16 protein-coding genes are annotated in these 16,095 nt (G+C 48.4%); 6 read left to right on the forward strand and 10 right to left on the reverse strand.

The features are described 5' to 3' along the window. Positions 1-98: 98 nt before the first annotated feature. From AC0KUT_RS19460 to AC0KUT_RS19475, 4 genes are all read right to left on the reverse strand, one after another. Positions 99-332, reverse strand: coding sequence for a hypothetical protein (locus AC0KUT_RS19460; RefSeq protein ID WP_488832154.1), 234 nt, complete (start codon positions 330-332; stop codon positions 99-101). A 132-nt stretch (positions 333-464) separates the two neighbouring features. After that, positions 465-785 carry a hypothetical protein gene (locus AC0KUT_RS19465; RefSeq protein WP_488832156.1) on the reverse strand — a complete coding sequence of 107 codons (321 nt, stop codon included), beginning with the start codon at positions 783-785 and terminating at the stop codon, positions 465-467. Between the two features lie 214 nt (positions 786-999). Then, complete coding sequence (locus tag AC0KUT_RS19470; protein ID WP_488832157.1) at positions 1,000-2,541, reverse strand: IS1182 family transposase; 1,542 nt, start codon at positions 2,539-2,541, stop codon at positions 1,000-1,002. A 188-nt stretch (positions 2,542-2,729) separates the two neighbouring features. After that, on the reverse strand, positions 2,730-3,155 hold the full coding sequence (locus tag AC0KUT_RS19475; protein WP_488832159.1) for a hypothetical protein: 426 nt from the start codon (positions 3,153-3,155) through the stop codon (positions 2,730-2,732). A 257-nt stretch (positions 3,156-3,412) separates the two neighbouring features. Here AC0KUT_RS19475 and AC0KUT_RS19480 point away from each other — a divergent pair, with 257 nt between their 5' ends. Further along, positions 3,413-4,318, forward strand: a complete 906-nt coding sequence (locus AC0KUT_RS19480; RefSeq protein WP_488832161.1) for a tyrosine-type recombinase/integrase — start codon at positions 3,413-3,415, stop codon at positions 4,316-4,318. A gap of 1 nt (position 4,319) precedes the next feature. Beyond that, complete coding sequence (locus AC0KUT_RS19485) at positions 4,320-5,372, forward strand: IS91 family transposase (protein WP_488832162.1); 1,053 nt, start codon at positions 4,320-4,322, stop codon at positions 5,370-5,372. 244 nt (positions 5,373-5,616) lie between these two features. Here the strand turns inward: AC0KUT_RS19485 and AC0KUT_RS19490 are convergent, their stop codons facing one another. Then, entirely contained in the window at positions 5,617-5,997 is a 381-nt protein-coding gene (locus AC0KUT_RS19490) for a DUF4304 domain-containing protein (protein ID WP_488832163.1), read from the reverse strand. A 234-nt stretch (positions 5,998-6,231) separates the two neighbouring features. Between AC0KUT_RS19490 and AC0KUT_RS19495 the strand changes: the two genes are divergently transcribed. Next, positions 6,232-6,492, forward strand: coding sequence for a phage integrase N-terminal SAM-like domain-containing protein (locus AC0KUT_RS19495; protein WP_488832164.1), 261 nt, complete (start codon positions 6,232-6,234; stop codon positions 6,490-6,492). A 21-nt stretch (positions 6,493-6,513) separates the two neighbouring features. Here the strand turns inward: AC0KUT_RS19495 and AC0KUT_RS19500 are convergent, their stop codons facing one another. The 5 genes from AC0KUT_RS19500 to AC0KUT_RS19520 form a co-directional block, all read right to left on the reverse strand. Then, positions 6,514-7,203 (reverse strand): SDR family NAD(P)-dependent oxidoreductase, encoded by a 690-nt coding sequence (locus AC0KUT_RS19500; protein WP_488832166.1) that lies wholly within the window; start codon positions 7,201-7,203, stop codon positions 6,514-6,516. Between the two features lie 227 nt (positions 7,204-7,430). Next, entirely contained in the window at positions 7,431-7,847 is a 417-nt protein-coding gene (locus AC0KUT_RS19505; protein ID WP_488832167.1) for a YidB family protein, read from the reverse strand. A gap of 26 nt (positions 7,848-7,873) precedes the next feature. After that, on the reverse strand, positions 7,874-8,119 hold the full coding sequence (locus tag AC0KUT_RS19510; RefSeq protein ID WP_488832169.1) for a hypothetical protein: 246 nt from the start codon (positions 8,117-8,119) through the stop codon (positions 7,874-7,876). 214 nt (positions 8,120-8,333) lie between these two features. After that, entirely contained in the window at positions 8,334-12,356 is a 4,023-nt protein-coding gene (locus AC0KUT_RS19515; RefSeq protein ID WP_488832170.1) for a translocation/assembly module TamB domain-containing protein, read from the reverse strand. Then, positions 12,356-14,122 (reverse strand): autotransporter assembly complex protein TamA, encoded by a 1,767-nt coding sequence (locus tag AC0KUT_RS19520; RefSeq protein WP_488832172.1) that lies wholly within the window; start codon positions 14,120-14,122, stop codon positions 12,356-12,358. The genes AC0KUT_RS19515 and AC0KUT_RS19520 overlap by 1 nt, the downstream gene beginning before the upstream one ends. A 232-nt stretch (positions 14,123-14,354) precedes the next feature. On the opposite strand from AC0KUT_RS19520, the gene AC0KUT_RS19525 reads away from it, so the two are divergent. From AC0KUT_RS19525 to AC0KUT_RS19535, 3 genes are all read left to right on the forward strand, one after another. Next, a complete protein-coding gene (locus AC0KUT_RS19525) occupies positions 14,355-15,194 on the forward strand; it encodes a 23S rRNA (adenine(2030)-N(6))-methyltransferase RlmJ (protein ID WP_488832173.1) in 840 nt (279 codons plus the stop codon). 107 nt (positions 15,195-15,301) lie between these two features. Continuing rightward, the gene (locus tag AC0KUT_RS19530) at positions 15,302-15,694 is read left to right on the forward strand and encodes a hypothetical protein (protein ID WP_488832175.1); all 393 of its coding nucleotides are present in this window, start codon (positions 15,302-15,304) and stop codon (positions 15,692-15,694) included. A gap of 34 nt (positions 15,695-15,728) precedes the next feature. Beyond that, positions 15,729-16,082, forward strand: a complete 354-nt coding sequence (locus AC0KUT_RS19535) for a DMT family protein (protein WP_488832177.1) — start codon at positions 15,729-15,731, stop codon at positions 16,080-16,082. Positions 16,083-16,095: the final 13 nt, after the last annotated feature.

Here is a 16,095-nt window from a genome sequence, read left to right on the forward strand (position 1 = left end):
GTTATGTTGTACTTTATTTATTATAGGTTTACTAATTTCAAGAACAACATTCATATGAATGTTGTTCTTGAGCAATGAAGCGAATTTCTATATGTAATTTACCATGATGTCTCTACGACAACATTTCCTGAATTATCCTTTTGTGTTACATGCTGCGTTCTATTAAAACCGTTTAAAGAGGTGTGATCGGTATGTTCCACCGAACCAACTTTTTCACCGGCTTGATTAATAATGGAGTACGTATATATGTCTGTTTGAGCCATAGTTCCTTTGCTTCTTGAACTTTCAAGCTTTAGTTCTTCGCCTGGATTAAGTTTTACCTTTGTGTGCATTTAAACCTCCTTAATGATGATTAAACATAACGCTAAGCTCAATTGCGTTTTGGTTGGTGTGGAGTTTTATGTAAAATGGCGCAGCCATACATAAAGCGAAGCGCCGACCAAAACGTCAATTGCAGCGCCTTGTTAGCACTTTTCAAGTATGAACTCCAGAGCTTCAACTTCAATAAAGCCTCCGAACAAATGAAACCTTAAGATATTACCCTTATGAGAACAGTCATTTATACTACCGGCACCACTGTTATCATCTAGCTCAATTAAATCACATGAACAATTGAAGCGCTTTACATTCAGGCATTGCAATTTAATTGGATCTCTTCCCGGTGCCCGAATAGCCTCGTCATATATCTGAGCAAATATATTAATCTGTGCTCCAGCACCATAATTCGGAAGCATTTCGAACTTGGTTATATTCCCGTCATGCCAATTTAAATTGTTAATTTCCATTTCGGTATCTTCTAGTGCTAACGAGGCTGTAGAAAAATTAAGTTTAAAAACACAAAATCCTTCCCAACGCGTGGTTGTTTTAAATTGACGACTATTTGAACAGCTTTTCTTGCAATCGACAAGATGCAATATAAAACTGAACTAATAAGTCATTTATCGGTTAAAAATGATCGCATTTGGCCTATAAAAGCACTTCGGTGCTCTTTTACCCCCACTATGTCCCATATCTCCAGAGCTTTTCCACATTGTGCACCATGCAGTATAACTGCCATTGGGCAGTTACCTTTTGTTCGCCGCGTAAGCTTAGTTTGTTGAGCCTTTTATTGCTGCATATATTGCCAAACACCGGCTCAATGGTGTGCATGCGTTTGCTGTAAATTCTTTTGCCATCCTCGCTGTCAATTATTTTCTTCATCCGGTCGAGATGAGTGACTTTTCGTTGGCTTTCAATTAATACGGAGATTTGTCGTCCTTGGGCTTTTACATCATTTTTCATGCACTGCTTGTTGAGTGGGCATTCGCGACAATCTTTTAGTTCGCCCCTGAAACGCATATGTGGGCCGCTTGGGGTTTTAAAATAATCTCCTAGGTAGAGCATCTTCTTTCCGTTTGGGCATACTGCTTCTTTATTGTCGGTATCCACAACAAAGTCTTTGCTGGAAAATATCGCGCGGGTCTTTTTATTGTCTTTACGTGTGGCCTGGCGTTTTTCTTTATGTTTTAAAAAACTTTCCGAACCCGAAAATATAGGGTCTCTTAATCGGAATTGGTTGTCGGGAATAACGGCCGTAATTTGTTGCTCATGCAAAAAAGCCAAGTTGTCTTCACTGCAATAACCCGTATCAGCCGTAATAATGCAGCCATCTTGAAAAAGGCTGTCATCAAAATGGGTTTTGATGTTTTCGATCATGGGCTTTAATGTAATTTGTTCTTGGCCAACACCAAAGGCTTGCGCCTCTACAATAATTTGATGTTTATCATCTGCCGCTGTTACGCAGGTCATACCCTGAATAGTGCCTTTGCTGGTGGTCATTTTGCACGATTCGTTATCGGTGACATTACTTTGAACTTCACGTTTATTGCGCGAGTGCCCAATACGCGGTTTATGGGTGGCCAAGAAGCTGTCTATTTTTTTTGCGTTGCGCAAGAGGGTTTCAATAGTTTGCTGTTCCTTTTGATAATGTCCGCTTTTATCATTTTTTGCGGAATCAGAGGCTACGTGCTTGGCCACTATGCGCTCGGCGCGAGCACGCATTTTTTCAGATTTCTTTTTGAGTTCGGCGTGGGTGCCGCTCCATTGCTTAGAGGCATCCGTAGGCAACTTGCAACCATCGATGGCGAAATGCTCTTTGCCAATCAACCCGCTCTCATCACAAATAAGCAGTACACGATGAAACAAGCCTTTAATCGCCTCGCTGTTACTGGAAACAAAATTGGCGATAGTGGTGAAATGTGGCTTAGTGCCCACCGCTAAGGCCATAAATTTTAAATCGGTTTCGCACAAACTGGCCATGACGCGGCTGGAGGTTATCCCCCGGTAATAGGCACAAAAGATAATACGCAATAACAATTCAGGCGGATAAGCCTTACGCCCTACGGTTTGATTTTTGTAGCGCCCCAAAAAATCATCGAGAATATTCGTTTGATTTAGGAGGGAGTAAAGATAAAAATCGAAATTGTTTTTACCCAGCTGATCGAGATAATTAATATCCATCAGCACGGTTTGATTTATGTTGGTATTAATAAAATTAGCCATATCCGCCTCACTAAACTGCAATAGCGGAATTTTACTATGAAGAAGGGGGAAAAACGCGGGGTATTTTCATTTTTCTACAGCTTGAACGCCGCAATAAGCGGTGGTTTTTAAGTTGCACTTTTGCCATAAAATGGAGCGTAGCGGAATGGCAAAAGTGCAACTTAAAGGCCATCCGCTTGATTGCTTTGTTAGGTGAAGTTTTTCTTGACAATATAAGGCGGTTCACAGCTTAAAATATCAATTATTTCGTCTATTCCAATTATACGGTAGTGAACAAGATTGTGTATTTCTCTTTCTCTATGTGAGATTACAAGCTCAGACTCCAGCAGCCTTTGAAATTGCTTGCCTTCACCTATGTCGTTTTCAGCGGCGCCAGGAGAAAACTCGTCTCTAATATTGAAATAGACACATTTTCTGAAAATTAATTCGACACGTTTACTCTCATTAAAAATTACCGGCCAAGTCATAATGTCTTTTCCATGACGGCCTAAAATATCAGGATATTTCTCTTGATAAAGTTCAACAAGTACAACTTTTATTTCTTCAAGGCTGTGAAGTGAAACTTTTTCAATTGACCACGGTATTTGTAATTCAGGGCAAAAATCTATTTTCATGCGACACCTAACGTTAAGTTCAGCGGCAGCTTTTAAGTTGCGGCTTTGTGGAATACTTTTGCGCAGCAAAACCACAAAGCTGCGACTTAAAAGCTGTCCAAGGAGCGAAGCGACTGGTGCTGCAACGCCTTGTTGAACGAAGCCGCTACGCGGCAGATTCAGCTATAGCGCAAGTAGCGTCATAATCCCACGTCCGTTATAAACAATACTTCCTCTACACGCCCAAGCCGGAGCGTGACAACTAGAGGAAGATTGTTATGAACAAAGCACAGCAACTCAAATTTGAATCACTGTACCAACAGCATATTAACGCATTGCGGCGGCAAGGCAAGGCGGCTACGACTATTGATGTCTATGCCCGTGCCGTGCGCCGAATTACCGCTTTTTATGATCGCTGCCCAGATCGTCTTAGCCAAGAACACCTGAAGGAGTATTTTAGCGCTTTGGTGCAAAGCCATTCGTGGAGTACGGTCAAGGTGGATCGCAATGGCTTGCAGTTTTTCTACAAACACATTCTCAATAAAACCTGGGTATGGGTGGATATCGTTAAACCACCGCAGAAGAAAGTCTTGCCCGATATTCTTACCCGCAGCGAGATCGAGCGACTGATTAACGGTGCGCGCGAGCTGCGTTATCAAACCTTTATCCTCACCGCCTACAGCATGGGTTTGCGCCTGGGTGAAGTGTTGAACTTGCAGCCGGGCGATATTGATAGTGCGCGCATGAAAGTCCATGTGCGTCAGGGTAAAGGCAAAAAAGACCGCTTTGTTACTTTGCCTCAGGCAAGTCTGCTCGCGCTGCGCAAATATTGGGTCACCCACCGCAGTCCTCTGTGGTTGTTCCCCGCCGGTAAAAACCCCGAAGCCCGTCATAGCGCAGAACGCTGCATGGATCGCGGTGGGCTACAAAATGCATTTAAGGTGATTGTAAAAGACTGCGGCATTTACAAAGCGATTACTCCGCACAGTCTGCGCCATTGTTATGGTGCACATTTGGTGGAAGCGGGTTTAAATTTACGCGCAATACAACAGGAGATGGGGCATGAATGCCCCAAGACAACGGCGCTTTATACCCAGCTGAGCGACACCGCCAATCAACACACGGATAGCCTGATTAATACACTCATGGATGGCTTAACGTTGACGCTTGATGGTGAGGTGTAGCATGAAGCTAGCAGCAATCTGTCAGCGCTACCTGTGCGCGTTTAAAGCCCGCCATGGGCACCACACTACGACTGATGAATGGTCGGCACTCAACGCCATCCTCGGTTGCCGCACAGAACAATACGGTCACCTCGTGCTGGCCTGTAAAGGCTGCCATCAACCGGCGCTGTGCTACCAATCCTGCGGCCATCGCGCCTGCAACCAATGCCAACATCATAGCGCCAGCCAATGGCTGGCCCGGCAGCAACGCAAATTATTACCGGTAGATTATTTTATGGCGACCTTCACCCTGCCCAGTGAGCTGCGTGAACTCGCCAAGGTAAATCCTAAAAAAATCTACGCACTGTTGTTTGACTGCGCCGTCAGTACGCTCAAGGATTTCGGTTTGAATAAAAAATCCTTTGCAGCGGAATTGGCGATGACCGCCGTATTACACACCCACACGCGACGGCTCGACTATCACCCACATGTACACATTATTATCCCGGGTGGCGGCGTTAAGGCAGAAGGCGCAACTGCGCTTTGGAAAACCATCAACAAACGCTACCTGTTTAATGGCCGCGCACTCGCGCGGGTTTTTCGTGCACGCTTACTCGCCGCGCTTCGCACCGCCGGATTTAGAGCTCCCGACACACCTGAAAAATGGGTAGTGCAATGTCAAGCGGTGGGGCGAGGTTTACCGGCCCTACAATACCTGTCGCGCTATCTCTACCGGGGCGTCATCAGCGACAAAAACATTCTTAGCGATGATGGCGAGACAGTGACCTTTCAATATAAAGACAGCAACACCGGAAAGATGCAAACACGGCAGTTGCGTGGCGAAGACTTTATGGCGCTGGTGCTGCAACACACCTTGCCCAAAGGCTTTCGCCGTGCACGCGACTACGGTTTTCTGCACGGCAATGCTAAACGTTTGTTACAGCGAGTGCAGTGGGCACTAAACGTTAGGATTCCTACTCTCGTACCCAAACCAAGACCACACTTCACCTGCACGAAATGCCAATGCGTGATGTCGATTGTGAGCTTTATCCGGCCGCGACCTGCGCCGCAATAAAACCGGGCGCAGCAAACACAGCCATTCATGTAACGCGGAGGGAAGAAAAAAGACTTATGGGATAGTGTAAATTTTTATCGTCGACACAGGCGAGGAAAATACTCGCCCATCAAAAATGCGAGCACTAAGCAGCTCGCTCCTTCCGTTGAAAACTCAAGAATATATTTCCTATAGAGAGACGAACGAGACCGGGCTTGTTCAACAATGGGATAGGTCGCGGCTGCGCGCGACATATCCTTATTTGTTATTGCTGTTTTAGATACTCATGAGCTAATTTAGTAGTAGCTAAAGGCAGGCTTTCAGATTCTGCATGGCTACGCAATTTATTGATGTTACCAAATTCAGAAAACCAATTTTGTATTTCTTGAAAAAGGTTATTAGCATTGCTAGTTAAATTAAGCCGCTCACGAATGTGACATTTATATTCTGGTGGTTTTTCAACACTTCCAAGAGCACTAATGTAAAAACCAACATTCAAATAATATTCAGAGCCAAACTGCGAAGCCTGAATATTAAACACACAAACTCCTTCAGATGAACTTCTATACCATGTGGTTCTGGATTTTTTAAATCCTACTGATTTTAATAGTGGTGTCACTAAAACTATTAGTTCATCTTTAGTCATGGCGCGCTCGTGTGCAATAACAGTTTATTCAACGGCCCGGGCCGTATATCTCCGGGTGCCAGTGAAAATTATGGGCGACATAGCCCTTCCAAAACAAGGGCTTATGCTACCACTAAAAATATATTTGTAGATATACGGTTCAATAAATTCGGAGATATACGGCCGCCAAAATGCTTGCTGTTTGCAACTCCGGTGCTATATTCCACCTAAAGGATTACTACGCTTAGGTGCATTATGGAAAATGTTAAAGCCCCTCTCCCGCCAAAACCCACAAAATTCTTGGATCAATTCCGCGCCTTTATTCGCTTAGATCGAAAAAGTTATGCCACAGAGAACACTTACGTCTATTGGGTTCATCAATACATTTTGTTCAACAAAAAGGAACATCCTTCCAATATGGGAGCCCGACATATCGAAGCCTATTTAACCCACCTCAATAAATTGCTGGCTGTCCTTATTTGCCTTTTTACAACAGCGACGCATTGCGCCTTATAAACGGCCTATTTATTACACCGACTATGACTTGATGCTACTCATACCTCCATCCACATGGAGAATTTGACCGCTGATCCAGCGTGATTCTGCGCCCAATAAAAAAACTGCCATGGCGGCAATATCCGCAGGGCTGCCAATGGATTGCAAGGGATGACGCTGAGCGGCAGCGGCTATTTTTTCGGGTGAAGATAGCAGCTTGGCAGCCAGCGGCGTGTGCGTGAGAGAAGGCGCTACTGCATTGACTCTTATCGCGGGTGCCCATTCAGCGGCGAGCGCTTTTACCATACCTTCCACGGCACCTTTACTTGCCGCAATACTCGCATGAAACGGCATGCCTTGGGTCGCGGCAACAGAACTAAACAGCACCACACTGGCACTAAGCGAACGCTTTAAGCGCGGCAATACCGCTTGCAAACTATTGACCGCACCGAGCACATTAATTTGAAAGTCCTGTAAAAAATCAGCAGGCGTTAAGCGTGCGAACGGCTTGAGGTTTATGCTGCCGGGGCAATAGACGAGGCCGTCGAGCACCTCCGGTAACTGCGCCATATTCAATTCACCGGCAGTAGGATCATTGGTGACCATCTCGGCACCGGGAATACTCACCGCAGTGCGCGCCCAAATAGTTAACCTATGCCCTTGTTTAAGTAGGGCTTCAGTAATCGCTAAACCTATACCTTGGGTACCGCCCACAATTAGATAATGCGCCATAAAAACTCCTGAATGATTAAAGAGATCTATACGCAGTAGATGAAATAAGAGATTAGGCCAACCTAAAGAATTGAATGACGATGTAAATAAATAGACACTAGGTACAAAAGGGGGGAGCAGAGACAAGGAAGCACAGTCAATATCAAAACGACTGTGCTTCTTGGGAGAAACCAACTACTGAGGAAAATAACTACTTAGAAAAACGATTGCTTACAAAAAGCGACTGCTTAGAAAAAACGACTAAGGGCACTGCCCATTAACTTTTTACCAACATCTTGCACTAGGTTGCCATTTTCACTGGCGCTGTCAATAAGCTGAGGAATCATGTCGGCAAGGCCACCCGCCGCCTCATTGGTACCCACACCTAATTGCGTAGCAAAACCAGACACTTTGGATTCGCCAAACATGGAGAGTATGGAGCCAATATCAAGCTTGTCATTACCGCCATCGCCAAGCCAACTTTGCGCCATGGACGCCAAGCCTCCGCCATTTTTAGTAAACATCGCGACTAAAGCAGCTACGTCAAGATTTCCGCCTTGGGTTGGTAGCAATTGCGTGAGCGCGGAGGTAACAGAACCTAAATCTAAATTCTTATTGGATAGCTGCTGCATAAATAGTTGCGCTGCGACTTTTACGAGATCCATACAAATACTCCTTAGTGTTAATGCCCTTACAGGCTTGCGATTTTCTCATCGAATAATGTGGCGGCTGCGTCCGTAAAAACAAAGGTTTTACGAATATAGTGTAAGGTGGCCAATTCAGTTTCGGTTACGCCTTGCCCATCATTGGCTGAGCCAAACAATTCCAACACTTCATCTTTACTCCGCTTCCCCTCACCTTTTCCGGTGGTGTGCTTTTCTGCCAAATCCAAAAGCTCTTTTTCGTATTTAACTCCATCAATATGCTGATAAGCCATAACTACCTCTGTTGATTAAGTGAACGTGAAGATATTTAGATTGCAAACCTTTGGACATTCAACCGAGCATCCAATTTGTTTTTTACCCTACCACCCTAAGGGTTAAATAAATAGGTTTTGTACCGCCAAGTACGCCATAAAGCGAATGGTTTTATTACGATTTTCAATTGAGTAGCATTTTCGTTTGTTAAATACAAAAAAGATGAAGATACAACTAACGCTCAATTTTATAGATTAAATCTACACTCTGAACTTCACCCGACTCGGCTTCTAAACGCAATTTCTCGGTCAGTTGGTAGCGCACCCCCAAACTGAATGCGGAATCAAAAATTCCGACGACATAGCGCACTAGCAACTTGGGCGTGAGGTATTTTCCGACCCAGAGTTCGCTTTGATCAAAACCTTTGTCAGATTTAATTTCTAATTCATCGATGCGAAAAAATTGCGCAATATCAGCGGTGATAGCACCTTCTGACTCCACGCCTAACCCGCTGAGTGCACCGAGCAACATGGAGGCATCAGCCTTAGATGCTTCGCTAATCGGCTTGCCGGTTAAGAGCATCATCATGGCTTCAGAATCCGAATAGCTGGGGATAGAGAAGACTTTGGCGCGCGGGCGCTGAAGGGTTCCGCCAATTTCCAGCCCGACTTTGGTTTTCTTTTCGGCGTTGGTGATATCGCGCGCAGCGCGTATATCTAAGCCGGGGTTTTCGTAGGAGCCTTGAAAAATGAGACGCCCACGTTCCACTGTGAGATTTTGCCCATAGGCTTTGTAACTGCCTTGATCGACACTCACGAAACCCGTGGTTAACAATTGCCGCTGAGCGTCTTTGAGTAGATTGAGTTTGCCCGAAAGCTTGCTGGTTAAACCAAAGCCTTTGAAGCTGACGTCATCGCCGAGCGCAAGATTGATATTGGTGTGCACCACCATGCTTTTATCGCTGCCTGCGATGGTTTGGCGCTGATCGATAATAACGACATCGTCCGAAACCCGCACCGCCGATTGCGGCAAGGTTTTGATGTTGGTGCGCGCCCAAGGAATGAGTGCACTGCCTTTTAATTCGAGCAGTTGTGGATTGGCACTGAGCTGTAATGTAGGGCTGACTTTGGCTTTAAGCTGCGGCAAATTGATGACCTGAAAAGCGTCACCCGTGACATCGCCCTGCAGCTGCCACTGCGCGCTGGCAAAGTTGTCCAACACCGCTTGTAGCTTGAGGCTGCCACCACCGGATTGCAGGCTGCTTGCCAAGGTGAGCTGTCCGTCTGGTGTGGCACTGAGCAGTGCGTTCACCTCGGCTAAATCCAGCCCCAAACGCGGCAACTTTAAGCTGCCTTTTTGCAATTTTATCTGCCCTTGCACCTCTGGTTTCTGCAACCTGCCACGCCAATTCATGTCTGCATGGAGATCGCCCTGCACATCGTTGGCAAAACTGAGCAGAGTTTCCAGCGGCGCGAGGTTATCGAATTGCGCCTTTAAGCTGCCTTTGGTAAAGAGCTGCTGCTGGAGGTCAACTTGCGTGACCGCACTGAGCTTGCCGTAACCAAGCCACTCCATACCTAAATTGGCATCGAGTATGCCTTTGCGCAGTTGCGCCTTTACCCCAAAGTCGCGCCAGGGATAGGTTTCAGTGCCACCGCCCGCATATTGGTAGCGCAATTCTGCTTCGCGGGTGCTGATATCGGCACTGGCTTGTAGGTCCTTTAAGGCGAAAGTTTTCGCGTCTATGCGCAGGCTGCCGTCCATAACACCCGCAAAGTAGGCTTCGGTTTTAAAGAGTGCGTAGAACTGGCGCAAGGGAACTGAGTCCAAACGCGCACGGACCTGTAAACCCTGCAAGCTGTCAGAGCTGGCGCTCAGGCACAGCTGCGGCTTGCTGAGCTTAGTGACAGGACTGGCGCGCGGTGTGTCGCCAAAGGCTAGTGCACTGTAGCGCGGCGGCACTGGCGAGTAATTTTTATACCAAGCAGCTGCACCGGCTCGGTCTTGTTTTGGATCCACCACTGAGGTGAGGTTGTTGGAGGTCGTTAAGCACAGCTGCTCAAGCTTGAAACCCTCTTTCGATACCTGCAGCGGCTTGCTGGCGCTGAGCCACCAGCGCGGTACTTTTTTAACGCGCAGATCCAAATTACGCAGCTGCGCCTGCCAGACTTCATTTACATACTGCCCCGCAAGGCCCACATCTAGCTTGCCGTAACTTGCCGACTTTACTGTGGCGGCCAAGTCGTGCTGGGCAATCGAGCCCTTTCCCGTAAGACTAATAAGCGAGAATTGCTGGTCTTCAGCGCGCAATTTTTTAGCGGTCACGTCCAATTGGTATTGCTGTTCTAACAGCGCTGCTTTGTCGCCTTGCAAACTAATCCGTGGCAGCGGCGGCGCATTTTCACCGGGCACTTTTATCGCCTTGGGAGAGGCTTCCGGCACAATTAGGGGCTGCAGTTTGAGCTGTAAATCTTCCAGTGCGTAAGCTCCCCATGCAAACTGCTGCAAGTCCATCTTCAAGCTGACTTGGGGCAACTGCCAGGTGCCGTGAATTTTACCGCTGGAACTAAGTGAGCCTTCTAGACCGCTGTCGAACTGATTGAGCATGGGCGCGCGCAGCTCCCACTGAACATCGAGACTGTCGTTCAAGCTGTCGGCCAAACTGCCGCTGAGGTGCAATTGGTTGGCGCCAAAAATAATGGCTAAGCCGGGGCTGAACCAGCGCTCACCATCAAAACCCAAGCCGCCCGCCGCCTCCAAACTGCGGCCGCGCAGGCTACCCGACAACCCCAAACCTTTCACTTCGGCACGCCAACGTTGCGCACTGTGGCTAGCAGTGAGCGTAAAGCGACCATTTATGCGACTGGGCCAGTCGCTAATAAACTGCGCGAGATTCAACGAGCTAGTCTCCACCGCTAATTGCCCTTGCAATGCGGGGGACCATTGCACATCGCCACTGAGCTTTAAGGTAGCGAGAGGGTCAGGCGTATATGCATTCTCATCTAAACCACTGGCGGCAGACTGGGCATCGACCAAGGCTTGTTCTGTCGTCGCGCTTGCAGCAGAGCTAGACGACATGCTGCCATCATCTGCAGACGATGCGGTGCGCGCCACTGGCGCCGAAAGTATTTCCCGCAACATTAGTTCATTGATATGCACACGAGTGAGATCACCTTGCACTTGCGTAGTCACGGACAGAGGCGGCAATTCGGGCACGGCAAGGCTACCCTGCAGCTGAGCGCTATAGTTATTCCAAGTCCCTTCTGCAGTGAGTTGCCCAGCAGTAGTGGGCACTGGCTGCTCGGGTGCCCACCAGGCTGCGGGTAGGGTTTGAACATCCCATTCTAGCGCCAGCTTGAACAGGGGTTCAGTAAGCAGGCGGCGCGCCTCATCGACCCATTGCACCTGAGCCTCAGCCTTAAGTACCACTGGCGAGCTGAACTCTTGGGCGATGTGTAAACTATTGAGGTCACCCTTCAACTGCGCCACACCTTCATAGCGCATAGGCTCAGGGGTGCTTGCAACTGGTGCAGCAGTTGGGTCTGGGGCCGAGGCAGGATCTGGGGCTGAAGCGGGATCTGGCGTCACGGGAGGGGTATCAGCCACGGGCGCAAAATGCCATTTTATGCGGGCATCTGTGTCATAGGGGAAGGCTAAGCCTGTGCGCCCACTTAGGCTAAAACCATAATCCTGATGTTCCAACCTAAGCTTGTTATAGCGCAGATGAAAAGTACCCAAACTGAGAGAACCGCTCAGTGCCTGCCATGCCTGCAGGCTTTCGCCTTGGCGCAGTTGAATATCCTGCAATTTAATTTGCCCCAGCTCTATGCGCAGGGGTAAGCCCAGCGCTGGCCAGCGACTAAACGGCTCGCTATCGGCAGGGGTTGCCTGAGCAACAGGCAGTTGTATACGAATTTGCTGAGCGCTGAGCGCCTGAATAGATAGAGCACCATACCAGAGCGAAATAGGGCGCCAGCGAAAGGACACTTGCTGCGCACTATAGATTTGCGCAGTCTCGCCCTCCCCAAGACTATAGGCCACAGAGTCTATATCCAAACCGCTAAATAGATTGCCGTGTACCTCACCCAAAGCCACGCCTACCATATCCGCGCCCGCGGTTACGGCCCATCGACTGCCAGACTCGGTTTTGAGCAGCGCGGTGATAGTGGCCATGATCACCAGCAGCAGGGCAATGAAGCTAAACAGAACAATTTTTAATAGGCGCCTGATGCGGTGCCCCAGAGGTAATGTGGTCATTAGAGATCTGGCCCCATACTGAGGTGCAGCGCCCAACCTTTATCGTTATCGAGCGCTTTGGCGACATCAACTCTTATAGGGCCTATGGGTGATATCCAGCGCACCCCCAAGCCGACACTGCGCTTGAGTTCAAAATTAAAATCATTGCCAACGTTGCCTTGATCATAAAAACCCGCGACCACCCAATTGCTATCCTCAAATTGGTGATCCACTTCAACACTGCTCACCCACAGATTGCGCCCGCCACTTAGGGCTTCGGTACCATCGGCCGCCGTTCCCACTTCAGTGCCAAGGGATTTGTAGTCGTAGCCGCGCACACTGGTATCGCCCCCCGCAAAAAACAATACCGATGCGGGCAACTCTTCTACGTCTTCTATTTGAGTTACACCCACTTCCGTACGCAGCAAAATACGCCCCCAGTCACCGCCATAAATGTATTTAGCGCGACCATTAAATTGCAGGTAACTGAAATCTGACCCCAAGCTTTGCGGCGAACCGGACAACTTACCCAACAGCGACCATCCCTCTAACGGATAGAGCGCACCGTCGGTTTGGGTACGCGCGAGCGACACCCAAGGAATAATCAAATTGGTGGAGCGAGGTAACATTTTGCCGATGGTGGATTCTTCTTGCTCATAATCCAAGGCGTAGGTGTGCAGCCATTTATTGCGTTGATAAAAAGTGTACTGGGTGCCGTAAGTGTATTTTTTACTGAGCGCGAGATCAGTTTCCTCCCGCTCATAGCCAGTGTAGAGCTTAAGTGTTTCATACGCAGGGCGCGCGAGGGGAATGCTGTAGACAGCTTGAGTGGTCGTTTTCACGTTGGACGCGTTGATATCGGCATTAAAACTGTGGCCGCGACTATTCACATAGCGATCTTCAAACCCCAGCAGTACGCGCGGGCCAGTGTCCGTTGCCACACCCGCACCTACGGAATAGGCGCGCCGCTTGCGTTCCTCCAAGTTAACAATGATGGGCACCTGAGCATTTTCCAAGGTTTGCAGATTGGGCGCAGCGGTAGCCACCACAAAATAGTTGCTGGCGTTATAGAGGTTTTTTAACTCCAGCAACTTGTCTGAATCATAGGGGTCGCCCGCCGCTATATTGAGATAGCGCTCGATAAAACTCCGATCGAGAATGCGATGATTAAGCTCAATATTGGCGATTTTATAGCGTGGGCCGGTGTCATAAACCAAGGCCAGTACCGCACTTTTTTGCCCGATATTGACTTGAATTTGCGCCAGTTCAAAATCCGCATCAAAGTATCCATGGCTCGCAGCCAAGGTGCCAAAGCGCGCCTTGAGGCTCTCGTATTTGCCATGATTGAGCTTGTTGCCCACTTTAATCTTAGGCTTGTCAAAGAGCGGGGCGAAAATAGGGTCGAGGCGCCCCTCGCCGTTAATTTCGATGCGCAGTTCGGTCACACGCACGGGCTCGCCAGGGGTGAGGGTTAGCTTTAAGCCCCAACAGTTCTCAGCCTTTTGTAACTCGGCGTCGTATTCCAACTGGTAGTAGCCCAAGGCCTCTGCCGCCGCTTTAATTTCGGTTTCAGCATCGCCCAAAAGCACATTCAGGCGCCAAATGGGCACCTTACAAGACTCATCATTAAGCGTGAGGTGTTGACGAATATTTTCGCGCAAGCTTTTAACGCCGCCAATAATTTCGATTTCTGGCTTGGCGGCCTGCGCGCAGGGCGCTAACAGCAGCAAGATGAAACCGAGCGTGCGAAACTTAACGAGAGAGTTGGGAAAATGAGAGATCAGCAATTCCTAAAATCTGCCTGGGGGGTGAATCTGGGCGTTTACTTTAACCGCTTATCTATAGGTCTCCTAGCGCTAATTTGAGACAAGCGCGACGGCTAATAATTCCCCTGTGCTGCCATTGCAGTGAGTTGCGCCATTTTTCCAAGTAGCACGCAGCGAGTTAAAAGCAGATGCCGTCCCTAAAAATGCACGGCTAAGGCTATAATCCCCCACCTCTGCACTAATGGAAAACCCCATGCTCAGTTACCGTCACGCCTTTCACGCTGGCAATTTTGCCGATGTGCTCAAGCATTGTGTGTTTATTCACAGCCTTGAATATCTCATCTTAAAAGATAAACCCCTGCGCGTTATCGACACCCACGCTGGCGCTGGCGCCTATAAACTGGGCAGCAGCCAATCCCTTAAAAACCGCGAATTCGATACTGGCATAGGCAAGCTCTGGGGCGATGAGCCCAAACCCGCACTAATCCAAAACTATGTCGAGAAAGTGCGCGCTTTTTGTCCTGGCTCACAACTCACTCACTATCCGGGCTCACCGCTCTTGGCGCAATCCATCATGCGCCCCATTGATCGCCTGTATTTGCACGAGTTGCACTCCGCAGACGCGCGTATATTGGAAGAAAATATCGGCCCCGATAGACGGGTAAAAGTGACCGATGACGATGGCTTTGCCGGATTACAAGCACTCTTACCACCGCTTGAAAAACGCTCGCTGGTGTTAATCGACCCCTCCTATGAAATCAAGAGCGATTACCGCCACTTGGTCCGCCAAGTTATTGATGCGCATAAAAAATTCGCCGTAGGCAGCTTTGCGATTTGGTACCCCGTGGTAAGCCGCGCGCGTATCGACGAAATGGAATCAAGTTTCAAAAAGTCGGGAATTAAAAATATTCAGCTGTTCGAATTAGGCATAGCCCCCGACGGCCATGAAGTTGGCATGACGTCCAGCGGAATGATCGTGATCAACCCGCCCTGGACCCTATGGGAAGCGATGGGTGAATGCCTGCCCTATCTAGTCGACACCCTAGCACCAGACACGGGGTTTTATCGCATGGAGCAGCTTGTTCCAGAATAAGCTGCACCTTCGGGAGCCTGCCGTTAACTGAACTAAGTCGGAACAATATTACTCCGAGCTAGTTCAGTTACATTCACAACGCCTTTAACAAGAAGAGGACTACTGTTATGACCAAAGCCTTGCGTGCCGCGCTGCTCTCAGCGCTTGTCTTTCCCGGTGCAGGACTCTTCTCCCTGCGACTTTACGTTCGCGGCTGCATATTTGCACTGCCGGCGGCCCTCATCTTATTTTTATTTTTCCAATTCTTACAACAACAAGCGGCGCTCATCAGTGCCGAGTTAACGCAGCATCCGGAACGATTGGACATACTACAAATGGCTACGCAATTGCACGATGCGATTTACGCCTCGAGTGTTTGGCAGGAAGGCCGCTGGGTGCTACTCGCCAGTTGGATTCTTAGTATCATCAGCTCCTACACCGCTGGGCAAAAAGCTGATCAAGCTCTCGTCGATGCCCAAAAAGATTTAGCAAAGGAGCCAAAAACAGCACAAAAACCTTAAATCACAAAAGCACTGAGCAAAGCGAGCGCCCTCCATGAACGCCAGTTTGATCTCCATAGGTCTATTGTTTTGCAGCAATATTTTCATGACCTTCGCCTGGTATGCCCACCTTAAAACTCTTAACCATAAGCCGTGGCTTATAGCTGCGCTCATCAGCTGGGGGATAGCCTTATTTGAATACCTACTGCAGGTGCCCGCCAACCGCATTGGCTACAGCGTAATGACCGTGGGCCAACTGAAGATACTGCAAGAAGCCATCACCCTCAGCGTCTTTGTACCCTTCGCACTCTTCTACCTTAAAGAACCACTCAAACTCGATTATCTCTGGGCGGGCTTATGCCTACTCGGGGCTGTTTTCTTTATGTTTAGAGATAAATGGACTGGATAAATCCGCGCTTAAG

This window comes from Cellvibrio sp. 25HG11W-0 (assembly GCF_057815475.1).